The following is a 19,710-nucleotide window of genomic DNA, read 5'->3' as shown; positions in this document are numbered from 1 at the left end:
GTTAGGTCCCCCGTTCCGCGCGGTTCCGCAGCAGTATCGCCGTGCCGTTCATGCCGATGAGAATGATCAACAGCGTGATAACGCCTGCGGCGACGACGCCGTATCGGAACTCCTCCTGCGGGAAGTTCGCCCATGCGTAGATCTGCATCGGCATCGCGCTGAACTTGCTGAACAGGCTGCTCGGCGCGCTGAACACCGTCGTCGCCGCGCCGACCATGATGAGCGGCGCGGTCTCGCCGATCGCCCGCCCGAGCGCGAGTATCGTTCCGGTCAGGATACCGGGGAACGCTTCCGGTAGGACGACGTTCTTGGTCGTCTGCCAGCGCGTCGCGCCCATCGCGTCCGACCCGCGCCGCAGGTCGTCCGGGACTGATCGGATCGCCTCCTGTGCGGAGATGATCGTGATCGGTAGGATGAGAAGCGACAGCGTCAGCGACACGGTCACCGCGGTCCCGAAGCCGAACCCGAGGAGGTTCGCGAAGAGACCCAGTCCGAGCAGGCCGTAAACGACGGACGGGACCGCAGCGAGGTTCGCGATGTTGATCTGGAGTAGCCGCGTCAGTGCGCCGATGACTCCGCTGTCTGCGGTGTACTCCTCCAGGAACACCGACGTCGCGACTCCGAGGACGAACGAAAACACGGCGACCATCGCGATGATGATCACCGAACCGACGATCGCCGGATACAGCCCGGCATCCCGGGCGTTCCGGGAGGGTGCCTCCGTGAGGAACGTTTCGCTCACCCACGGGTTCGGGGTCGGGATCCCGAACGTTTCGACGACGAACGCCCCGACGAGCGCCCCGCCGACGAGCAGGACGGGAACCCCCAGTCCCGTCACCCCCTCGCCGACATCGAACACGCGATGGAGGTAGACGGCGGTCGGGACGCCCGCCACGCTAATGACGAGAAGCGCGTTCGGCCCGCCGACCCCGAGCCCCGCGGCCCGTCCGAACAGTCCGATGACGACCGCGAGGGCGAGCGGAACGCCTCCCGCGACCAGTGCCGCCGTCCGGTTCCCGCGACCGTTCACCAGCAGGGCGCCGGCCGCCGCGATCGGGATCGCCAGCGTCCAGAGGTAAATGAACACCGTCGTCGGATAGACGTCGACGACGGGCCGTAGAAGCACCGCCACGAGCACCCCGAGGACCGCGATCGGAATGGCGGCAGCCGAGGCGACCGAGACGTCACGGACGCGTCCGTATCCGTACACGAGAGCCGCCGGGACGATCCCGATCGTGTACGCGAGGAACCACAGCCGCTCGTCGAATACTAAAAAGAGGACGGAGAACGCCAGCCCGATCGCGGTGCCGCCGATCAGGCGTCCGACGAGTCCGAACCCGACCGCCCCGGGGCGACCGCGTGCCCCGACGTAAACGAGGTACCCGGTAAGCGGAGCGACGACGACGAAGAGATACGCGAGCTGCCAATTGAGTCGCGGGATCTGGCCGACGAACGTCTCGATTGCGGTGAAAACCGCGGCGACCGCGACGAGGCCGCCGCCACTCACCGTGACCGCGCGTCGGGTCACCTCGCGGTCGCGGGCGCTGTACAGACAGAACGCGAGGAACGGAACCACGAGCGTGACGAAGTACGTCAGCAGCCACACTGGGCTCGTTCCCGCCAGGTCGAAGGCGTCGATCGTGACGTAGATGAGCAGCACCGCGAGCGCGAAGATGCCGAGCACTGAGGCCCCGAGCGAGAGGTACTCGAAGACGATCCCGCGGACGCGGCTCACCTCCCCGAATCCCTCGATCCGAGCGGTGTCGGTGTCGGTCGCCATCAGTACTCCTCCCGGTAGCGTTCCGCGATGATGTCACTGAGTACGTTCATTACGAGAGTCACCACGAACAGCGTGAGTCCGAGCGCGAACATCGCGTCGTACGGGATCGTTCCCCCCGTCAGGTCGCCGCCGGCGATCTGGACCATCGCGACCGTGATCGTCATGCCGGAGTCGAGCAGGACGTCGGCGGGGTTGATGAAGGGGATCCCGAGAACCGTCTCCCCGACGGTCGGCATCCGCGCCTGTGCGCCCATCGCGACGACGACGATCATCGTCTCACCGATCGCCCGCGAGACGGCGAGGATGTACGAGGAGGCGATCCCGGAGATCGACGCGGGGACGACGATCCCGGTCGACACCTCGAACTTCGTCGCGCCGAGCCCGTATCCGGCCTGCCGTAGGTCGTCCGGCACCGCGCTCATGGCGTCCTCCGAGATCGACGACACCATCGGGATCGTCATGATCCCGACCATCAGCGAGGCCGACAGCGCGTTGAAGGTACTCATCTCCGGGAACAGCGTCGCCTTCAACGCCGGCGTGATGTACACCAACGCGAAGTATCCGTACACGACCGTCGGGATCCCGGCGAGGATCTCCAGGAGCGGTTTCAGTATCGAGCGCGCGTTCGACGTCGCGTACTCGCTGAGGTAGATCGCGGTCAGCGTTCCGACCGGAAGCGCGACGAACGCCGCCGTGATCGTCACGGTGAGCGTTCCGATGACCAACGCGACGATCCCGAACGTCTGACCGCCTCCGCGCGGGTTCGGACTCCAGCTGGTGCTCGTTAGGAATTCGGTGATCGGTACTTGAGAGAAAAACGCCACTGCGTCCGACAGCAGGGTCACGATGATCGCGACCGTCGTGAGCAGGGTGATCGCCGCGCAGGCGGCGAAGAGCCCCCCGTAGGTTCCCTCCTTCAGTCGTGTGAGCCCGCTCCGGCGCTGTAGATCCGGACTCTCGGTGCTATCTGTCACGGACGGTCGGTGATCGAACGCTGTCGTAAATCAATACACCGGTTCATGACGCGGGTCTCAGCCCTGCGCCTGCTCGATCGCGTCCTCGAGGACCTGCATCTGTTCCTCCTGCGTCTCCTCGGTCGCGGGGACGTACCCCACGTCGCCGGCGACGAGGTCCTCGTTGGTGGTCTGGCTGACGAAGTAGCGGGCGAACTCCTGGACGTGTTCCTCGCCGAGCGACTCGATCGACGGGTAGGTGAAAAGCGGCCGCGAGAGCGGGGCGTATTCGCCGGAGGACGCGGTTTCGAGGCTGGGTTCGACCGGCCCGTTACCGTTGTCGATAGCGACCGGCGTGACCTGGTCCTGGTTCTGGAACCAGTAGGCGAACCCGAAGTAGCCGATCGCGTATTCGCTTCCCTCGACGCCCGAGGCGATGGTGTTGTCCTGCTCGGTCGCCTGGTAGTCGTCGGTGTGGCCGTCCTCTCCCATGACGTTCTCGATGAAGTAGTCGTACGTTCCCGAGGTGTCGGCGGCGCCGTACCGCTCGATCTCCTCGTCGGGCCACTCGTCGCGCACGTCGCTCCACATCTCGGCGGCGTCGGACTGCCAGATCTGTGAGAGTTCGTCGACGGTCATCTCCGTCGCGAAGTCGTTGTCGTTGTTGATCACGACGGTGAGAGCGTCGGTCGCGGCGATCAGCTCGACCCACTCGACGCCGTTCTCCTCGCACAGCTCCTCCTCTTCCGGCTGGATCGGCCGGCTCGCGTTGTTGAAGTCGGTCTCGCCGACGCAGAAGAAGTTCGAGAACCCTCCGCCGGACCCGGTCGAGCTGATGTCGATCGAGACGTCGGGGTTGTCGGCCGCGAAGTCCTCCGCAACCGCGCTCATCAGAGGGAAGACCGTGCTCGATCCCGCGATGTTGATCGATCCGGAGAGCGAGTCGGACCCCCCGCTCGACCCGTCGTCTCCGGAGCTGCCGTCACCGGAACTGCCGTCACCCGAACCGCCCTCGCCTTCCGTCTCCGTACAGCCCGCGAGCGCCAGCGCGCCGGCACCGGCGAGCGCCGCGAGCGATCTCCGTCGGGTAATACCCTCCGTCTCCAGGTTCTGGCTGGGTGCCATCACCGGATCGTGGACGAAGACCACGTAAATACCATGCTATGAGGAATATACGAAGGGGGGTAGTGAACGATAGCACCACATATATCTATGTATTCTATATAGTACAGATCTAGACCTCGTATTCGACGTCTGTTCAAGGATTTATCGGATCGATATTGTCCAACATATATAGTCGTATAGCGTGCTCTACCCGACGATATACGCCACATATAATCGATTATGACGGGAGAACGTATTTCTCGAACCATGGCGACGACCGATCTCGGGAATCGGCATGACTTCGACGGCAGCGAGAGACTACGTAGCGCCGAGTCCGCCCTGCGCGACGCCCGCGATGCCCTCCGCGTCGAGCGTCGGCGGACCGTCGACGAACGGGAGGCGTTCGAGGCGTTCCGATCGCGCCTTCGAGGGATCGCGGCGGAGGCGACCCCGACGGCGGGAGCGGGACCCACCGCGGGATCGCCGGCGATGACGGGCGGGACTTCGAACCCCTCGCGGTTTCGAGGCGGAACGGGGAGCACCGGACCCGGCCTCGTCGCTGTCCGGAACGCCTATCAGGAGACGGTCATGTCCGTCCCGCACTACGAGGAGGAGTACAACGACACCTACGAACGCAGCCTCGCCGCGGAGTTCAGCCCGGAGCTCGCGGTCGCGCTCACTCGCGAGCCGACGCTTCACGAGCGGTATCGCTCGTCGCTTTTGGCGAGGACGACCGAGGCGATCGAGCGTCGCGAGGAGCTCGTCGACGTCGTCGAGTCGGAGTCGGCGTCGGTCGCTCGCGCCCGCGAGGACCTCTCGCCGATCGTCGATGAGGTCACGACGTTCGCACGCCGGGACTTCGAGATGGCGGACTTCGGCGCGCTCGACGCGTACCGCGCGCGGTTGAACGTCCTCGACGGGACGTGTGACGAGATCGCGGCCCGCCGACAGCGGGAGCGCATGGACGGGGAGCGGTCGACGAACGTCGGCGAGGTCGTCTCCGACGTCCAGGCGTATCTCTACCGGGACCTGCCGGTCACGTATCCCGTCCTCGCGGCCGTCGCCGCGGTCGGCGGTCGGATCGAGTCGGTCCGGATCGACGTCGAACGGGCGATGATCTACGGCGACTCGGACGTCAACCCCTCCGACGACGGAGCGATGAACCACGACTGACCACGGATGGCGGAGCCGACTCACTCCTCGACGTGGTCGGCGAGGAGCCGCTCGGCGTGTGCCGCCGAGTCCGCGGTCTCCCACCGGACGCGGGTCGCGTCCGGTTCGTAGGCGAGCACTTCCTTCAGCTCGTCGCGGAGGACGCCCGTCCCGAACCGCACGGTTTCCTTCCCGTCGTCGCCGAGCTCGTAGAGCCCGTACCGGGCCGGAGCGCTCCCGACGGTCGAGCGATCGAGGTCACGCCAGGGTTTCGCGAGGCTCACGGTCGGGTCCCCCTTAGCGGTGCGCGTCGAGCCCCTCCTCGGGCCCGGAAACGATCTCGTAGCTCTCCTCGGTCCAGCCGTCCTCGACGAACACGAACACGCGGCCGCCGGCCACCTCCGGGTCGGCTATCACCCGGTTGCGCTGCCCCTCGCGGCCGACGATCACCCCGGGGAACACCTCGTCGGTCTCGCCGGCGTCGACCACGACGCGGCCCACGCCCGAGTCGCGGAGGATCTCCTCGCCGGTGTTGTAGTCGTTGACGTAGGTCATCACGCCCTCGGTCTCCGTCGGGTCGGTGACGAGCACGTGCGTCTCCTTGCCCGGCCCGGCGGTGACCGTCCCCTCTGCGGCCTCGGGGACGCCGCGATACAGCGTGGTTCGGCCGTCGAGGTACTCGACCACCACCCCCTCCTCGCGGAGGTCGACGCCGATCGAGGTCGGCGGGACGTCGCCGGGTGCGGATGCGGACATACCGGTCGCTCCGACCGCCGACGTGAAAAGGACCGCGCTCGCGGGAGAACGGGGCGGATCCGTCCCGGTCCGTCGGGTCCGCCCCGACAGGCTCGCCGCGATCGCTAACCCTTTGGGGGCCCTCGGCGCGAGTGCGTGTATGGAGGGACGGGCGGCCGCGCTCGGCGCGGGAACCGTGTTGAACGCCCTGGCGACGGGGACGGGGGCGGCCTTCGGCCTCGACGTCGAGACGCGAGCCAGGGTCGAACTCGACCCCGAAACCGACGCCGTCGAGGGAACCATCGCCGAGGACCCCGACGGCGACACGGCGCTGATCGAACGCTGCGTCGCGCTCGCGACGGAGCGGTGGGGCGACGGGGAAGGCGGCGTCGTCCGGACCGACAGCGACGTGCCGCTGGCGGCGGGACTCAAGAGTTCCAGTGCGGCCGCCAACGCGACCGTTCTCGCGACCTGCGACGCGCTCGGGCTGACGGTCGGCGACGACGCCGACCCCGCGGTCGACGTGACCCGGCTCGACGCCTGCCGGCTCGGCGTTCGCGCCGCCCGCGAGGCCGGCGTCACCGTCACCGGCGCGTTCGACGATGCCTCCGCCTCGATGCTGGGCGGCGTCTGTCTCACCGACAACGGCGAGGACCGCCTCCGCGCCCGCGACCCGGTCGACTGGGACGTTCTCGTGTGGACGCCGCCCGAACGGGCCTACAGCGCAGACGCCGACGTCGAGCGCTGTGGCGCGGTCGCGTCGATGGCCGACCTCGTGGACGACCTGGCCGCTGACGGACGCTACACGGAGGCGATGACGGTGAACGGGCTCGCCTTCTCGGCCGCGCTCGGGTTCGACACGGACCCCGCCGTCGAGGCGATGCCCCGCGCGTCGGGGGTGTCGCTCTCGGGAACAGGGCCGAGCGTCGTCGCCGTCGCGGACGCCGCCGATCCCGACGCCGACCTCGACGCCCTCACGGACCTGTGGGCCGACCGGGCGGGAACCCTTCGACGGACGACGACGCGAAACGACGGCGCGTACATCGGTGATTCACCATGAGTACTGACACATCCGACCCCGAAGAGATGAGCCTCGACGAACTCCGCCGGGAGATCGAGGACATCGATCAAGAGATCGTCGAACTGATCGCCCGCCGGACGTACGTCGCCGACACGGTGGCGCAGGTGAAAGAGAAGCGAGACCTCCCGACCACCGACGAGTCACAGGAGGCCCGCGTGATGGAGCGAGCCGGCGAGAACGCCGAGCAGTTCGACGTCGACGTCAACCTCGTGAAGGCGATCTTCAGGCTGCTTATCGAGTTGAACAAGGCGGAGCAGCGGGAGAGTCGGTAGGACGCAACACCCTCGAAGGTCAACGAGTGCCGCCGAATCAGGGACAACGTGCGACGGCCAAACTGATTTATAACCAACTCCTGTACTCGTCAGTATGGGGAGTTACGCGACGCCGCCGGATTGGTCGAGACAGACCGACGGAGACGACGAGTCAGGGGATAAGCTCGGCGACCTACTGTCGGGACGACTGGCTGATGTCGATATCGACTCCGTCGCGGCGGTACGCGAAACACGAGAACGTCGATGAAGGTGTTCGTCGACACGAACGTTTTCGTCGCCAGCCTCACGGACGAACCGGGTCGGGGCGACGTAGCGACCGAACTCCTGAACGAGAGTCACGAATTCTGTACGTCGATTCTCAACCTCATGGAGATTCGGTCGGTGTTGACGAAAAAGAAACGCGTGGAACAGGAGCGCGTTGAGGAGGTACTGACGGATGTCTACGGGAACGTCGACATCTACGCACCGGAAATCAGCGACCAGATTGCGGCGTACAGTCTTCAACAAGACACGTTACTGTACACGCTCGATTGCGTTCTTCTCGCCCTTGCCGAAGATATCGACGCGACGCTGGTCACGTTCGACGGCGAACTGCTGGATAACGGTGCCGTCCCACCGGCAGAGTTGGTGGACTAGCGTCGATTCGGAGAAGGTGGCGAATAGCGGCAATCCGTGCTGTCTCTGTTACACCAGTCGACTACCTGAACGAGGCCGAACAGCGGGAGAGTCGATAGTATTCGGGATCGGGGTTCACTCGATCGCTTCGCCGACGTTCACGCGATCGAACCGTCGTCTTCCGATCGTCCTCCCAAGGCGATGTCGAGAGGATCCTCGATCTCGCCCATCACCGCCTCGAGGGCGTCCGTGGCGGTGACCAGTCCCACGACGGTTCCGTCCGCGTCACACACGAGCGCGAGCTCCTGGTGTTCCGTCTGGAACCGATCGACGACCTCGCTTATCGACGTGTTCGCACCGAGCGTCATGGGGGTCGCGGCGACGTCCTCGAGGCTCGCGGTCCCCTCACGCAGCGCGTCGATTCGGTCGACGACCGCCGGCACGTAGACGATCCCGCGGAAGTCGCCCGGGTCGTCGCCGATCAGCGGGAACCGCGTGTGCGGACTCCCGCCGATCCGGTCGAGGTTCTCCTCGATCGAGGCGGTCGTCGAGAGGAACACGACGTCCTCACGGGGAGTCATCACCTCGCTCACCGGGCGCTCGCCGACGGTGAGCGCGTTGAGGATCTCGGTCTTTCGCTCCTCCGGGAGGCCGCCCCGATCGAGGACGGAGCCGAGCCGGTGTCTGAGCTCCGCCCGCGACTCGATCCGGTCGGACTCGGCCTCGAGCCACGCGCCGGTCATCTCGACCCCGAAGAGCCCGAGCGTCCACTTGGCGACGCCGTCGCCGACCGTGATGACGGGAGAGATCAGCTTCGCGAACCAGTACAGCGGCTTCGCGCCGTAACGGGCGACGAACCGCGTCCGCTCGACGCCGAGATACGTCGGGGTCTGCTCCCCGTGCGTCAGGTGAAGCAGGTTGATGATCAGGAACCCGACGATCCCGCCGGCGCCTATCGACGCCAGAAGCGTGTTCTCGAAGGCGGGTTCGAGAAGCGTCGCCAGCGCCGGTTCCGCGACGATCCCGACGGCGATGCTCGTCGCGGAGATGCCGACCTGGCAGCTCGTGAGATAGATCTCGAGGTCCTCGGTCATCTCCCAGGCCCGTCGTAATCCAGGTGTGTCGAACGCCGACTCGGGGTACTGGCGGACGCGGGTCAGCGCGAACTCGATCGCGACGAAGAAGCCGTTGGCCAGGATGAGGAGGATCCCGGCGAGCAGACGGAGACCGATCTCGACCCCGTTCACACCGAACGTTCCTCGGGTTATCCCAAGGGTCTTTCCGTCTATCCCGTCCAGTGGGAACGACCTGACTACGCCGACGGCGTCGCCGACGCGGTCACTTCGAGGTCGGAGCCGTTACTTCGCGGTCGGCGTCACGTCGCCGACGGCGTCCATGACCTGGATCGCGGCGCTGGCGGCCAACCCGCGGGCGACCTCGTCGGCGTCGGAGTCGGCGATCCCGGCCTCGAGCTCGTCGAGGTCCGGCGTGAACCCCGCGGTGACCGGATGGCCCGCCGGCGGGTTGACGGCGACGGTCGCCTGCGGGCCGTCGGTTCCGACCGAGAGCTCCGAGCCGACCGCGTAGCCGTCCGGGAGATACGATTCGGTACGGGAGACGATCCCCGCCACCGTCCGCCTGAGTCGCCGTTCCTGTTCCGGGGAGAGGTCGACCGGCGCGGGTTCGCCCGCGTCGGTCACGCCCGGCGGTCCGGCGTACGGGTTATTGCCGTTCATCGAAGACACCCGGTGTACGCGGACCCGACTCAAAAAGGCGTCGGCGACGGCGATCGCTCTCCGTCGGCGGCGAGAGCCCCCCTCGTCGTCAACGGATCCCGTTCACGGAGCCAGCACGCGCCACAGCACGCCCGGTCGCAGGAGCGAGGTCGGTTCCCGCTCCAGTCGGAAGACGCGGTAGTAGGCATCGGTCACTCGGCCGTCGTCGTGCGCGGTCGAGACGAGCCGGTCGACGTACCGGTTGAACAGGTCGGTTCCGGCGGGTTTCGGGCCCGTCGTCGCCTCGAACTCGAAGTCGGAGCCGACGGCGACGTTCCAGACCGCGTCGACGACGTCCGCGGCACGGTCGAAGAAACGCGGCCCGAGGTCGTCGGTCTCGCCAGACGCCAGCGCGTGGTGGAGCAACAGCGCGTCCAGCGCCGCCACCGACATCCCCTGGCCGTATATGGGGTTGAAACTCGCGAGCGCGTCGCCGGTGACGACCAGACCGTCCGGGAAGCGGTCCAGTCGGTCGTAGTGTCGCCGGAGGCTCGCGGGAAACGGGTAGTGGTGGACCCCTTCGCTCGTCCACTCGCGGTCGCGGACGAGTTCGGCCACCTCGCCGACCGGGAAGCGCTCGGCGAACGCGACGAGCCCCTCCCTGTCGGTCGGCGCGTCGTCGCCGTGGACGCCCTGGAGGATCACCTCCCACTGGCCGTCCTCGATCGGGATCGCGGCGGCGCCTCGCGTCCGCGGCGGGTCCGGCGGGACGACGAGCGCGTGACGGACCGACTCCGGGCGCGCCACCCGGATCGTGCTGTAAGTCACGTCGATCTCGACGGACGACTCCGCCGGCGGGTCGTATCCCTCCGCCTCGAGCCACGAGGGAGTCCGGCTCGTGCGACCGGTCGCGTCGACGACGAGGTCCGCCTCCAGCGTCCCCGATGCGCCGTCCTCGTCGCGGAACTCGACGCCCGTCACGTTGCCGTCGTCGTCGGTCCGGTAGGTCGTGAACGCACGGTTTCCGCGCTGACTCACCGAGGGAGTCCTATCGAGTCCCCGCCGAATGGCATGCTCGAACAGCGCGCGGCTCGCACAGTACATCGGAAGCCGCTCCGGACCGTCCGCGAGGAAGTCCCCTCCGTCGAAGTACCGCATCTCCCGAGCGGCGTCGATCAGAAGCCCGCCGCCGGCGAGGACCCGCTCGCCGAACCCGGGAAACAGGTCCTCGATGGTCGCCCGGCCGGCCTCCAGCATGGCGTGCGGGTGGCTGGTCTGTGGCGCCCCGTCGCGGGCACGCGGGGTCTCCGGGATCCCGTCACGCTCGACGACGACGACCTCCGCGAACGCGTCCGCCAGCACGCGAGCCGCACACAGCCCGGCCACGCTCCCCCCGACGACGACCGCCCGCTCGCCCACGTTCGACGTGCGCTCGGGATCGTATCGGTCGACGTTCTCGAGCACCATGGATCGCGTCGCGATGGGATAACGGCTCGACCAAAATCAATCTTGATGACGCCTCAGAGGACCGATTCGGACTCGCCGTACGCCGCGATTACGACCGCCGTGGTGTACCGATCCGGCTCGGGGATCGCGGCCTCGACGCGAGTTTCCCGGCCGGTGAGTTCCCAGTCTCGCAGCGACGATCCGGCGTCCAGCCCGGCGTGGATCCGGTCGCGGACCGACTCCGAGTCCTCGCCGGTCACCTCGTAGAAGATCCCCGGACCTGGGCCGGTCGCCCAGCCGAGCCCGGCGGCGACGTTCGGCCGCCGTCGGGGTGCACGCTTGTCCGCGGCGTCCTCCGCGCCCGAACGCCCCCCCTCGCGGAAGTCCACCTCGTCGCTCGGTCCGACCGTCCGACGCGCCTCCACCACGGTGAGCGCGTTCCCCGCGGGACCGAGGTCGGGGACCGTCTCGACCGCCCGAACCGTCGCCTCCGCGGGGATCACCGACGAGACGGCGACGAGGTTGTAGTTGTGGAGGTTCGCGTCCGCGAGCGCGGCGTCGTAGGAGGCCATCGCCGTGTCGGCGACGCCGACGCCGCCGGCGACGTGGATGGTGTTCATGTTCAGCCGTCGACGACCGACCCGCTAATGGATTGCGAAGCGGGGGCGGAGAGGTGTGGGTGGGGGACGGAAAGAGTGGATGCGGAGAGACGTTGAGGCGGGGGACGGAAAGAGTGGATGCGGAGAGACGTTGAGGCGGGGGACGGAAAGAGGGAGACGGAGGGACGTGGGGAGCCGACGCCGGTCAGTACTGGTAGTGGATGACCTGCTCGTCGGTTCCCTCGACGTCCTGGAGCTTCTCCCCGGCCCGTTCGAAGTCCGACTGGACCACCTCGGTGCGTCCCTCGCGGATCGCGAACATCCCCGCCTCGGTCGCCATCGAGGCGATGTCGGCGCCGCTGTACCCCTCCAGGTCGCCCGCGATCGCGCCGACGTCGACCCCGTCGGCGACGTTCATCTCCTGGGTGTGGATCTCGAGGATGCGCTCGCGCCCCTCGGCGTCGGGCTCGGGGACCTCGATGAGCCGGTCGAACCGGCCCGGACGCAGGATCGCCTCGTCGAGCATGTCGAAGCGGTTGGTGGCGGCGATGATGCGGATCTCCCCGCGCTCGTCGAAGCCGTCCATCTCGCTGAGTAGCTGCATCATCGTGCGCTGGACCTCGGCGTCGCCGGAGGTCTTCGAGTCCGTCCGCTTGGAGGCGACCGCGTCGATCTCGTCGATGAAGATCACCGCAGGCTCGCGGTCGGCGGCGAGCTCGAAGAGGTCACGGACGAGCCGGGAGCCCTCGCCAATGAACTTCCGAACCAGCTCGGAGCCGGCCATCTTGATGAACGTGGCGTCGGACTCGTTGGCGACCGCCTTCGCCAGCATCGTCTTGCCGGTCCCCGGCGGGCCGTGAAGGAGGACGCCGCTCGGCGGCTCGACGCCGACGGCCTCGAACTGCTCGGGGTTCTCGAGGGGGTCCTCGACGGCCTCGCGCACCTCGCGGATCTGCTCGTCGATCCCGCCGATGTCGGCGTACTCGACGTCCGGCGACTCCGTGACCTCCATCGCCTGCGCTCTGGAGTCGGTCTCGTCGTCGAGCACCTGCTGGATCGCGAACGAGTCGTTGATCGCGACGCGGTCGCCGGGGCGGAGGTCGGCGTCCAGTCGGGTCGCCGCCTGCGTCAGCACCTCCTGGTTGTTGCCGTGCTGTTTGATGACGACGCCGTCCTCGGTGAGCTCCTCGACGGAGGCGATGTACAGCGAGGAGGTCTTCAACACCTCGTTTTCGCGTTTCAACTCGTCGACGTCGGCTTTGAGGTCGCCCCGCCGTCCCTGCGCGTCCTCGAGGCGGTCCTCGAGTTCGTCGTTCACGTGGACGATCCGTCGGTAGTGTTGCCGGATCGCCTCGAGCCGTTCCGCCTCGCTCATCTCCGGATCGAGCTCGAGACGGGGGCGGTCCGGCAGTGAGGGGCTATGAGACATTCGTTATCCCCGATACGGCACGCGCGTAAATGTGCCTTTGGGTCACGGCGCTTCGACGACCGCGCCGGGAGGGTTTTCCCGCCTCGGTTCGAGAGTCCGGCGCCGGATCCGGATTATCCGTTTTGATACCCACCCGACAGGTTTTATATCGCCATGGTCCGTACGGCGGAGCATGAGCGGACGAACCGTTTCACAGCGTGCCGCGTCGACGGGTACGGAGCGAGACCGCCTCGACGCACCCGTTCGGCCATGACCGACGGCTCGCCCTCCGATCCCGACGGATCGTCCCCCGCCCGATCGTCTCCGGGCAGCTCGCCTTCGGACGGCTCGCCTCCGATCGTCCTCGCCGTCGACGACGAGCCCGATCTGGCCGAGCTGTACCGCGTCTACCTCGACGGACGCTACGACGTCCGGATCGCCACGAGCGGCGAGAGGGCCCTCGAGGAGATGGACGACGACGTCGACGTGGTCCTCCTCGACCGGCGGATGCCGGACCTCTCCGGTCACGAGGTGCTCTCCGAGATCCGGTCGGCGGGGTACGACGCGCGGGTCGCGATGTTGACCGCGGTCGAGCCCGACGTCGACATCGTCGACATGCCGTTCGACGACTACAAGACCAAACCCGTCACCCGCGAGGGCCTCACCGCGCTCGTCGAGGTGCTCCTCGAGCGTGCCGCCTTCGACGAACGGAGCCAGCGCTTCTTCGCGCTCGCCTCGAAGAAGGCGGCGCTCGAGGCCTCGGGGACGACGGACACCGAGGAGTACGACGAGCTCGTCGAGCGGATGGAGGCGGTTCGAACGGAGGTCGACGAGACGCTCGACCGCCTCTCGGCGGAGGACGCCTTCGCCGAGATATCGACGAACGTTTCCTGAGGGATCGGCCGATCGCCGCGTCCGTCCCGGTTCCGTCTCGCTTCCGTCTCGCTTCCGTCCCGGTTCCGTCTCGCTTCTTCCGTCGCTACTCGATCTCGAGGTCGCTCCCGCCGCCGTCGCCGCCGGCGTCCCCCTCGTCCCACTCGAGTTCGAACTCGACGCTCAACTCGCCGGGGCCGTCGGCGGGGCCCTCCCGTTCGGCTTTCACCTCGAAGGTCGGTCGCGCGGGCGGCTCCATCGTCACGGACTGTTCGCCCCGCGTGAGCGTGATCGCGTTGCCGGCGTCGAGCGAGTCCGCGACGGTTCGGAGATACGAGGCGATCTCCTCGCGGCTCCGGCGACTCTCCGATTCGAAGAGGACTTCCTCGGGCATGCGTCCACATAGACGATGTTGCTGGATAAACGTATGCGTCGATCGCGGATCAGGTTTAATACCGCCTTCGACGAGTCCGAGACGTGTCCGAAATCGCTGACGTACGGAACCCCATCCGTCGAAGCCTCCGTACGCTCCCGACCCTGCTCGCGATCCCGATGGCCGTCCTCCTGTCCGCCGCCCTCGTATCCGGGACGACGACGGCCGCTGACGGGCTTCCGTCGACGCCCGTCGGTACGATAGCGCTCGCCGTCTCAGTCGTCGCGATCCCGATCGTCGCATCGATCGCGGCCGTCGGAGCGTGGCGCAACGATCGACGGCTCCAGTGGGCGGCGACCGGCGGGCTCCTGATCTTCGGGATCGTTCCGTTCGGCATGGTCTCGGAGGTGGTTCTGCTCGGAGTTCTCGTGCTTCTGGGACTGTTGAACACCACTCCCGATCGTCGTTGGTACGACGTCTGGCTCGCGCTCGCCCTGATCGTCTCGCTGTGGGGAACCGGTTCGCTTCTCGTCACGTACACGCCCGGTCACGGCGGCGTCATGGTCGTCGTCGGTGCCACGATCGTCTTCGGGGCGACGATCTCGGTTCTCGCCGTGAACACCGGAACGCTCGGTGGGGACCGTCGCCCTTGCGGGACCCGAGAACGCGCGAGTCGGGCCCCTCTGTCGGAGGTCGTCTCGGGTGTTGCGTCCGGGCCCGAATGGCGGATCGTCTGGGTCGCGGTCGCACTCCTCTCGGTTTCCGTCACGGCGTTCCACTTCCTCGGGCTGGCGTGGGGGGTGTACACGCGCTATTGGTTCTGGGACGTGGTGACCCACTCGCTGTCCGGGTTCGGCGTCGCGGGCATTATCTACCTGTTACGACCGACGGCGTTCGCGACCCCGAGGCGGCTGTTCCTGTTCCTCCCCGCGATCGTGTTCACGATCGGTGCCGTCTTCGAGGTGTACGAATACGCCTTTCGTGAGTTCTACTTCCGGTGGAGTTTCGAACGCTACCTCACGGACACCCTTTCGGATCTGGGATACGACACGCTCGGGGCGCTGGCGTTCGCCTGCTTCCCGTACGCTCGCCTCGTCGGGATCGGGCCGCGCCCGCTCGAAACGGACACGGACGACGACTAGAACTCGTTCTCGAAGACGAACCTACCGTCGCACCTTTTCCCCACCCTCGCTCCGCTCGGGCGGGCAAAACCTGCAGGGAAAAACCGCGCCGCCCTCGTTCCGGCTAGAACTCGTTCTCGAAGACGAACGTGCCGTTCCGCTGGACGACCTCACCGTCGACCTCGATGACCGAGTCCTCGCTCATGTCGACGATCATGTCGACGTGTTCGGCGGACTCGTTGACCTCGTTCCCCTCGCCGACCGTCTCCGGGTACGCGGAACCGACCGCCATGTGGACGGTGTCGCCCATCTTCTCGTCGAACAGCATGTTGTAGGTGAACCGGTCGATCTGTCGGTTCATCCCGATTCCCAGCTCGCCGAGGCGTCGCGACCCCTCGTCGGTGTCGAGGATGCCGCCGAGCAGGTCCTCGTTGCGCTCGGCGGCGTGTGAGACCACCTCGCCGTCCTCGAACCGCAGGCGGACCCCCTCGATCTCGCGGCCGTACCGGTACAGCGGGAGGTCGAAGTACACCTCGCCGTCGACGCCGTCGCGGACGGGCGCGGTGAACACCTCGCCGCCGGGGAGGTTCTTCTCGCCGTGGTCGTTGAGGGTGGCGTTCCCGGAGACGTCGAGCGTGAGGTCCGTCTCCTCGCCGGACCGGATACGCACCTCGTCGGCGTCGTCCAGGATCTCGACCATTCCCGCCTGGAACTCGCGTTGTGCCTCCCAGTCGAGCGAGACGGCGTCCCACACGAAGTCCTCGTACGCCTCGGTGCTCATTCCCGCCAGCTGGGCGTGCCCGGAGGTGGGGAACTGCGTGAGACACCACGTCTTCGAGAGACGGGTCCGTTTGACCTCCTCCATCGCGCGGTTGTACGCGGCGTTCGTCTCCGGGTCGACGTCGGCGTCCTCCGTGACGTTGAGGCCGCCCCGAGCGATCACGAACACGTCAGTCTCCTCGTAGAGCGCGCGCCGGTGGGACGGTTCCTCGAACCCGTCGGCGGCGCGTTTGAACGCCCGGTCCGCCCGCTTCGAGTAGTTGAGGTACACCGGGTTCGCCCCGCGGTCGCCACAGATCTCGTGGAGCGCGACCGCGAGGTCCTCGGCCTCCTTCGGGAGCTGGATGACGACGTCGTCGCCGGCCTCGATGCCGGTCGAGTGGTTCGCGATCGTCTCCGCGTGTTCGCGTACGCGTGGGTCCATGGTCCCGTCTTCTCGCCGCGGATGATTACCGTTTCCCTCGAAGCGGCCCGCGTCCCTCGAACGGACGACCCCGACGCAACGCGTTTGCCCCCCGGACCCCTAGCGAGCGTATGGCCCGGCTCGCCTTCCGGCTCGCGACGACGACCGTCGGCGTCGCCCTCCTCGCGGGCTACCTCGCCGCGGCGTTCCTCGTCTTCCGGACGCTCCGTGCGCTCTGGTCGCTCCGTCCGGGAGCCGCCGGGACGGTCCTGCTTCTCGTCGCAGTCACGCTCGGGTCCGCGTATCTGAGCTATCGGTTCGGCACGGCGCGGCTCCTCGCGGCGGTCGACGCCGACCCGATCCCGCGCGAGCGCGCCCCGGAGCTCCACCGGCGGCTCGACGCGCTCGTCGCCCGGATGGCCGTCGATCGTCCCACGCTGTACGTCGCCGACGCACGCGCGCCGAACGCGTTCGCGGTCGGCGGACCCGGCGGCGGCGCGCTCGTGGTCGACCGCTCGCTCTTCCGGCTGCTCCCGCCGCGGGAGCTCGAGGCGATCCTCGCACACGAGCTCGCCCACCTCGAGACGAAGGACGGGCTGGCGGCCGCGCTCGTCGACGGATTCGCCCGGACCGTCGTCGGGCTTTTCACGCTCGCGACGCTGCCCGCGCTGCTGGCGCTGTCGGGACTCGCCGGCGGGTCGGCGTGGATCCGCGGCCGACCGGGCGACCGTTCCGGCACCTTCGCCCGGCTTCACCGCCTCCTCGCCGGGGGGCTGGTGGCGTCGTTCGTTCTCGTGACGCTTCTGGCACGGACCCACTCGCGCAGGCGGGAGTTCGTCGCCGACGACCGCGCGGCCGAGGTGACCGGCGACCCGCTCGCGCTCGCGCGGGCGCTCCGACGGATCGACCGTGCGACCGATCCGACGTGGCCGTTCGCGTCCCTGTCGACCCACCGCGACACGGACGACCCGCTGGAGCGCTGGCTCTCGACGCATCCGCCGACGGCCGACCGGATCGAGCGACTCCGGCGACGCGCCGGAGCGGAGTCGGCCCGCCGGGGACGCGAGGACTGGACCGGCGTGCCGGTGAGGTGAGACGGGGAGTGATCGGCGGCTTCCCGTCCCGTTCACCCGACCAGCAGCCACACGCCGAGTAACAGCAGGATCCCGCCGGCGACCCGGTCCAGCAGGCGGCCGGTCCGTTCGGCCCGAAGGATCTCCGCGGCCCCGTCGGCGGCGACCGCGACGCCACCGAGGTAGACCGCGGTGAGCACGGCGTAGGTGGCCCCGAGGACCGCGATCGCCGCCCCGCTTCCCGAGCCGAAAGCGGTCCCCCCACCTCCGCCCGCGACGAATCCGGGAAGGAACGCGAGGAAGAACAGCGCGACCTGCGGGTTGAGCGCGTTGACGAGGAACCCCTCACGCACCCCACCGTCCGTCGCCGCCGACCTCTCGTTTCCGGCCGAGCGGAGCGTGTCGATCCCGAGATAACAGAGGTAGACTGCCCCGACGACGCGGACGACTCGTTCCGCGCCGGGGACTGCCCGGTAGACCGCCGCGACCCCGACGACGACGAGCGCGGTGTGAAACAGGATACCGACCGTGACGCCGAGGGCGGCGCGGAGTCCGGCCGTCCGTCCGTCGATCCCTCGTGAGAGCACGAACAGCGTGTCGGGTCCCGGCGTGACGATCAGCGTCACCGCCGCCAACACGAACAGGGCGTACGTCGGCGGATCGAGGGCGAATCCGGCTGCCATCACGTGCCGAGGGGAGGTCCGCGGATAAAAACCGTCCGACGCGGACCGCCGCCGCACGCCCCCGCACGACCGCGTCCCACGCGTGTCGAGACCGGTGCCGTGACCGCCCCGTTTTTATCCGTGGCGCCGGGACGGTAGGGGGATGACGACGGAGCGCGACCCGGACCAGAACGACTTCGACTTTGCCGAGCCGGCAACCGACCAGTCGTTCGAGAACGCACTCGAGAAGGCCCGTGACGGGACCCGACTCTCCGTCGACGACGCGACCGAGCTGCTCGCGACCGGGACCGACGCCGACGGGATCGACCCGGTCCGCAAGGAGGCCGTCTTGGAACTCGCCGACCGCCGTCGCGCCGAGACGGTCGGCGACGAGGTGACCTTCGTCGCCAACCTCAACAACAACGTCACCACCGCCTGCAACACGGGCTGTCTGTTCTGTAACTTCAAGGACTCCGCGCACGCGTTCGAGGCCGATAGCGACGTCGACCACGCCGGCTTCACCAAGCCGCCCGCCGAGTCGGGGGCGGTCGTCGAGGACGCCCTCGAGATGGGGATCTACGAAGTGTGTTCCGTCTCCGGGCTCCACCCAGCGTTCGCGCTGAACGCGGAGCACCACGAGGTCCTCGAAGGCTACGACGACCCCGCGAGCGAGGTGAACTACAAGCCGCCGGAGGCGTACGCGACCGACCCGGGAACCTACCTCGAGCAGATGGAGGCGATGTCGGTCGGCGGCGTCCACCTCCACTCGATGACGCCGGAGGAGGCCTACCACGCCAAACGCGGCACCGACTGGGAGTACGAGTCGGTGTACCGCGACCTCGCCGACGCCGGGCTCGACTCCGCGCCGGGTACCGCCGCCGAGATCCTCGTCGACGAGGTGCGAGACGTGATCTGTCCGGGGAAGATCCGAACCGACGACTGGGTCGCCGCGATGGAGGGCGCGATGGCGGCCGGCCTCGACGTCACCTCGACGATGATGTACGGCCACGTCGAGACGGTCGAACACCGCGCGGAGCACCTGGAGGTGATCCGGGACCTCCAGGACCGAACCGGCGGGATCACCGAGTTCGTGCCGCTCTCCTTCATCCATCGGAACACGCCGCTGTACCGCCAGGGCGTCGTCGACTCCGGACCCTCCCGCGACGAGGACGAACTCGTCGTCGCGGTGGCCCGGCTCTTCCTCGACAACGTCGACCACGTCCAGGCGTCGTGGGTGAAGTCGGGCGACGCGCACGGGCTCAAACTGCTCAACTGCGGCGCGGACGACTTCATGGGGACGATCCTCTCGGAGGAGATCACGAAGCGCGCGGGCGGCGAGTACGGCGAGTACCGCTCGTTCGACGACTACGTCGAGATGATCACGGCGATCGGCCGTACCCCCGTCGAACGGTCGACCGACTACCGGACTCGCCGGCGGATCGACCCCGACGACGGCCCGCACGGACCGCGTCTCGGGCCTCGCGCCGACGGCACGCCGATGCTGCCGAACCGGACGGCGGGCGGCGACGGCGACCCCGCGAGCGCGGACGACTGACGCGTTTCGA

21 protein-coding genes are annotated in these 19,710 nt (G+C 68.0%); 8 read left to right on the top strand and 13 right to left on the bottom strand.

What is annotated here, in order from left to right; genetic code table 11:
• Position 1 precedes the first annotated feature (1 nt).
• From pstA to EAO78_RS00985, 3 genes are read right to left on the bottom strand one after another with little or no spacing between them, the layout of a single operon-like run.
• Positions 2 to 1,780, bottom strand: a complete 1,779-nt coding sequence (pstA, locus tag EAO78_RS00995; RefSeq protein ID WP_122103997.1) for a phosphate ABC transporter permease PstA — start codon at positions 1,778 to 1,780, stop codon at positions 2 to 4.
• Positions 1,780 to 2,754 carry a phosphate ABC transporter permease subunit PstC gene (pstC, locus tag EAO78_RS00990; protein WP_122103996.1) on the bottom strand — a complete coding sequence of 325 codons (975 nt, stop codon included), beginning with the start codon at positions 2,752 to 2,754 and terminating at the stop codon, positions 1,780 to 1,782. Before pstC ends, pstA begins: the two co-directional genes overlap by 1 nt.
• A gap of 57 nt (positions 2,755 to 2,811) precedes the next feature.
• Positions 2,812 to 3,858 (bottom strand): PstS family phosphate ABC transporter substrate-binding protein, encoded by a 1,047-nt coding sequence (locus tag EAO78_RS00985; protein WP_122104197.1) that lies wholly within the window; start codon positions 3,856 to 3,858, stop codon positions 2,812 to 2,814.
• A 246-nt stretch (positions 3,859 to 4,104) separates the two neighbouring features.
• On the opposite strand from EAO78_RS00985, the gene EAO78_RS00980 reads away from it, so the two are divergent.
• Positions 4,105 to 5,010, top strand: a complete 906-nt coding sequence (locus tag EAO78_RS00980; protein ID WP_238987589.1) for a DUF7260 family protein — start codon at positions 4,105 to 4,107, stop codon at positions 5,008 to 5,010.
• Between the two features lie 20 nt (positions 5,011 to 5,030).
• On the opposite strand, the gene EAO78_RS00975 is transcribed toward EAO78_RS00980, so the two are convergent.
• Entirely contained in the window at positions 5,031 to 5,273 is a 243-nt protein-coding gene (locus EAO78_RS00975) for a DUF7508 domain-containing protein (protein WP_122103995.1), read from the bottom strand.
• Positions 5,274 to 5,286: 13 nt separating this feature from the next.
• On the bottom strand, positions 5,287 to 5,745 hold the full coding sequence (locus tag EAO78_RS00970; protein WP_122103994.1) for a DUF5796 family protein: 459 nt from the start codon (positions 5,743 to 5,745) through the stop codon (positions 5,287 to 5,289).
• 139 nt (positions 5,746 to 5,884) lie between these two features.
• Here EAO78_RS00970 and EAO78_RS00965 point away from each other — a divergent pair, with 139 nt between their 5' ends.
• The 3 genes from EAO78_RS00965 to EAO78_RS00955 all read left to right on the top strand — a co-directional run bounded on the left by EAO78_RS00965 (position 5,885) and on the right by EAO78_RS00955 (position 7,713).
• Complete coding sequence (locus EAO78_RS00965; RefSeq protein ID WP_122103993.1) at positions 5,885 to 6,784, top strand: shikimate kinase; 900 nt, start codon at positions 5,885 to 5,887, stop codon at positions 6,782 to 6,784.
• Positions 6,781 to 7,077: a chorismate mutase gene (locus EAO78_RS00960; protein WP_122103992.1), complete on the top strand. Its 297-nt coding sequence runs from the start codon at positions 6,781 to 6,783 to the stop codon at positions 7,075 to 7,077. Before EAO78_RS00965 ends, EAO78_RS00960 begins: the two co-directional genes overlap by 4 nt.
• A 243-nt stretch (positions 7,078 to 7,320) precedes the next feature.
• Positions 7,321 to 7,713 carry a type II toxin-antitoxin system VapC family toxin gene (locus EAO78_RS00955; RefSeq protein WP_122103991.1) on the top strand — a complete coding sequence of 131 codons (393 nt, stop codon included), beginning with the start codon at positions 7,321 to 7,323 and terminating at the stop codon, positions 7,711 to 7,713.
• A gap of 137 nt (positions 7,714 to 7,850) precedes the next feature.
• Here EAO78_RS00955 and EAO78_RS00950 read toward each other — a convergent pair whose 3' ends face one another.
• The 5 genes from EAO78_RS00950 to pan2 form a co-directional block, all read right to left on the bottom strand.
• A complete protein-coding gene (locus tag EAO78_RS00950) occupies positions 7,851 to 8,939 on the bottom strand; it encodes a CNNM domain-containing protein (RefSeq protein WP_122103990.1) in 1,089 nt (362 codons plus the stop codon).
• Between the two features lie 111 nt (positions 8,940 to 9,050).
• Positions 9,051 to 9,428 carry a DUF5811 family protein gene (locus EAO78_RS00945; RefSeq protein WP_094534549.1) on the bottom strand — a complete coding sequence of 126 codons (378 nt, stop codon included), beginning with the start codon at positions 9,426 to 9,428 and terminating at the stop codon, positions 9,051 to 9,053.
• A 102-nt stretch (positions 9,429 to 9,530) separates the two neighbouring features.
• Positions 9,531 to 10,874 (bottom strand): FAD-dependent oxidoreductase, encoded by a 1,344-nt coding sequence (locus tag EAO78_RS00940; protein ID WP_122103989.1) that lies wholly within the window; start codon positions 10,872 to 10,874, stop codon positions 9,531 to 9,533.
• 53 nt (positions 10,875 to 10,927) lie between these two features.
• Complete coding sequence (locus EAO78_RS00935) at positions 10,928 to 11,473, bottom strand: pyruvoyl-dependent arginine decarboxylase (RefSeq protein WP_122103988.1); 546 nt, start codon at positions 11,471 to 11,473, stop codon at positions 10,928 to 10,930.
• Between the two features lie 184 nt (positions 11,474 to 11,657).
• Positions 11,658 to 12,881: a proteasome-activating nucleotidase Pan2 gene (pan2, locus tag EAO78_RS00930; RefSeq protein WP_122103987.1), complete on the bottom strand. Its 1,224-nt coding sequence runs from the start codon at positions 12,879 to 12,881 to the stop codon at positions 11,658 to 11,660.
• 249 nt (positions 12,882 to 13,130) lie between these two features.
• Here pan2 and EAO78_RS00925 point away from each other — a divergent pair, with 249 nt between their 5' ends.
• A complete protein-coding gene (locus EAO78_RS00925; RefSeq protein WP_122103986.1) occupies positions 13,131 to 13,754 on the top strand; it encodes a response regulator in 624 nt (207 codons plus the stop codon).
• Between the two features lie 85 nt (positions 13,755 to 13,839).
• Here EAO78_RS00925 and EAO78_RS00920 read toward each other — a convergent pair whose 3' ends face one another.
• The gene (locus EAO78_RS00920) at positions 13,840 to 14,127 is read right to left on the bottom strand and encodes an amphi-Trp domain-containing protein (protein ID WP_122103985.1); all 288 of its coding nucleotides are present in this window, start codon (positions 14,125 to 14,127) and stop codon (positions 13,840 to 13,842) included.
• Positions 14,128 to 14,210: 83 nt separating this feature from the next.
• On the opposite strand from EAO78_RS00920, the gene EAO78_RS00915 reads away from it, so the two are divergent.
• Positions 14,211 to 15,248, top strand: a complete 1,038-nt coding sequence (locus tag EAO78_RS00915) for a hypothetical protein (protein ID WP_122103984.1) — start codon at positions 14,211 to 14,213, stop codon at positions 15,246 to 15,248.
• Positions 15,249 to 15,351: 103 nt separating this feature from the next.
• On the opposite strand, the gene EAO78_RS00910 is transcribed toward EAO78_RS00915, so the two are convergent.
• Positions 15,352 to 16,431: an aminopeptidase gene (locus tag EAO78_RS00910; RefSeq protein WP_122103983.1), complete on the bottom strand. Its 1,080-nt coding sequence runs from the start codon at positions 16,429 to 16,431 to the stop codon at positions 15,352 to 15,354.
• Between the two features lie 110 nt (positions 16,432 to 16,541).
• Between EAO78_RS00910 and EAO78_RS00905 the strand changes: the two genes are divergently transcribed.
• Positions 16,542 to 17,504 (top strand): M48 family metallopeptidase, encoded by a 963-nt coding sequence (locus EAO78_RS00905; protein ID WP_122103982.1) that lies wholly within the window; start codon positions 16,542 to 16,544, stop codon positions 17,502 to 17,504.
• Positions 17,505 to 17,536: 32 nt separating this feature from the next.
• Here EAO78_RS00905 and EAO78_RS00900 read toward each other — a convergent pair whose 3' ends face one another.
• The gene (locus EAO78_RS00900; protein WP_379747487.1) at positions 17,537 to 18,169 is read right to left on the bottom strand and encodes a LysE family translocator; all 633 of its coding nucleotides are present in this window, start codon (positions 18,167 to 18,169) and stop codon (positions 17,537 to 17,539) included.
• Positions 18,170 to 18,308: 139 nt separating this feature from the next.
• Between EAO78_RS00900 and cofH the strand changes: the two genes are divergently transcribed.
• Complete coding sequence (gene cofH, locus EAO78_RS00895; protein ID WP_122103980.1) at positions 18,309 to 19,700, top strand: 7,8-didemethyl-8-hydroxy-5-deazariboflavin synthase subunit CofH; 1,392 nt, start codon at positions 18,309 to 18,311, stop codon at positions 19,698 to 19,700.
• The last annotated feature ends 10 nt before the right edge of the window (positions 19,701 to 19,710 follow it).

The organism is Halobellus captivus (assembly GCF_003697845.1).
In the GTDB taxonomy this organism is placed as follows: domain Archaea; phylum Halobacteriota; class Halobacteria; order Halobacteriales; family Haloferacaceae; genus Halorubrum; species Halorubrum glutamatedens.
The sequence above is the reverse complement of the archived record's forward strand: the minus strand, read 5'-3'. Positions and strand labels throughout refer to the sequence as shown.

Excerpts from the sequence above, each read along its gene's own strand:
- pstA (WP_122103997.1), bottom strand. The coding sequence starts at position 1,780 with ATGGCGACCGACACCGACACCGCTCGGATCGAGGGATTCGGGGAGGTG.
- EAO78_RS00985 (WP_122104197.1), bottom strand. The coding sequence starts at position 3,858 with ATGGCACCCAGCCAGAACCTGGAGACGGAGGGTATTACCCGACGGAGA.
- EAO78_RS00980 (WP_238987589.1), top strand. The coding sequence starts at position 4,105 with ATGGCGACGACCGATCTCGGGAATCGGCATGACTTCGACGGCAGCGAG.
- EAO78_RS00970 (WP_122103994.1), bottom strand. The coding sequence starts at position 5,745 with ATGTCCGCATCCGCACCCGGCGACGTCCCGCCGACCTCGATCGGCGTC.
- EAO78_RS00965 (WP_122103993.1), top strand. The coding sequence starts at position 5,885 with ATGGAGGGACGGGCGGCCGCGCTCGGCGCGGGAACCGTGTTGAACGCC.
- EAO78_RS00960 (WP_122103992.1), top strand. The coding sequence starts at position 6,781 with ATGAGTACTGACACATCCGACCCCGAAGAGATGAGCCTCGACGAACTC.
- EAO78_RS00955 (WP_122103991.1), top strand. The coding sequence starts at position 7,321 with ATGAAGGTGTTCGTCGACACGAACGTTTTCGTCGCCAGCCTCACGGAC.
- EAO78_RS00945 (WP_094534549.1), bottom strand. The coding sequence starts at position 9,428 with ATGAACGGCAATAACCCGTACGCCGGACCGCCGGGCGTGACCGACGCG.
- EAO78_RS00940 (WP_122103989.1), bottom strand. The coding sequence starts at position 10,874 with ATGGTGCTCGAGAACGTCGACCGATACGATCCCGAGCGCACGTCGAAC.
- EAO78_RS00935 (WP_122103988.1), bottom strand. The coding sequence starts at position 11,473 with ATGAACACCATCCACGTCGCCGGCGGCGTCGGCGTCGCCGACACGGCG.
- pan2 (WP_122103987.1), bottom strand. The coding sequence starts at position 12,881 with ATGTCTCATAGCCCCTCACTGCCGGACCGCCCCCGTCTCGAGCTCGAT.
- EAO78_RS00925 (WP_122103986.1), top strand. The coding sequence starts at position 13,131 with ATGACCGACGGCTCGCCCTCCGATCCCGACGGATCGTCCCCCGCCCGA.
- EAO78_RS00920 (WP_122103985.1), bottom strand. The coding sequence starts at position 14,127 with ATGCCCGAGGAAGTCCTCTTCGAATCGGAGAGTCGCCGGAGCCGCGAG.
- EAO78_RS00910 (WP_122103983.1), bottom strand. The coding sequence starts at position 16,431 with ATGGACCCACGCGTACGCGAACACGCGGAGACGATCGCGAACCACTCG.
- EAO78_RS00905 (WP_122103982.1), top strand. The coding sequence starts at position 16,542 with ATGGCCCGGCTCGCCTTCCGGCTCGCGACGACGACCGTCGGCGTCGCC.
- cofH (WP_122103980.1), top strand. The coding sequence starts at position 18,309 with ATGACGACGGAGCGCGACCCGGACCAGAACGACTTCGACTTTGCCGAG.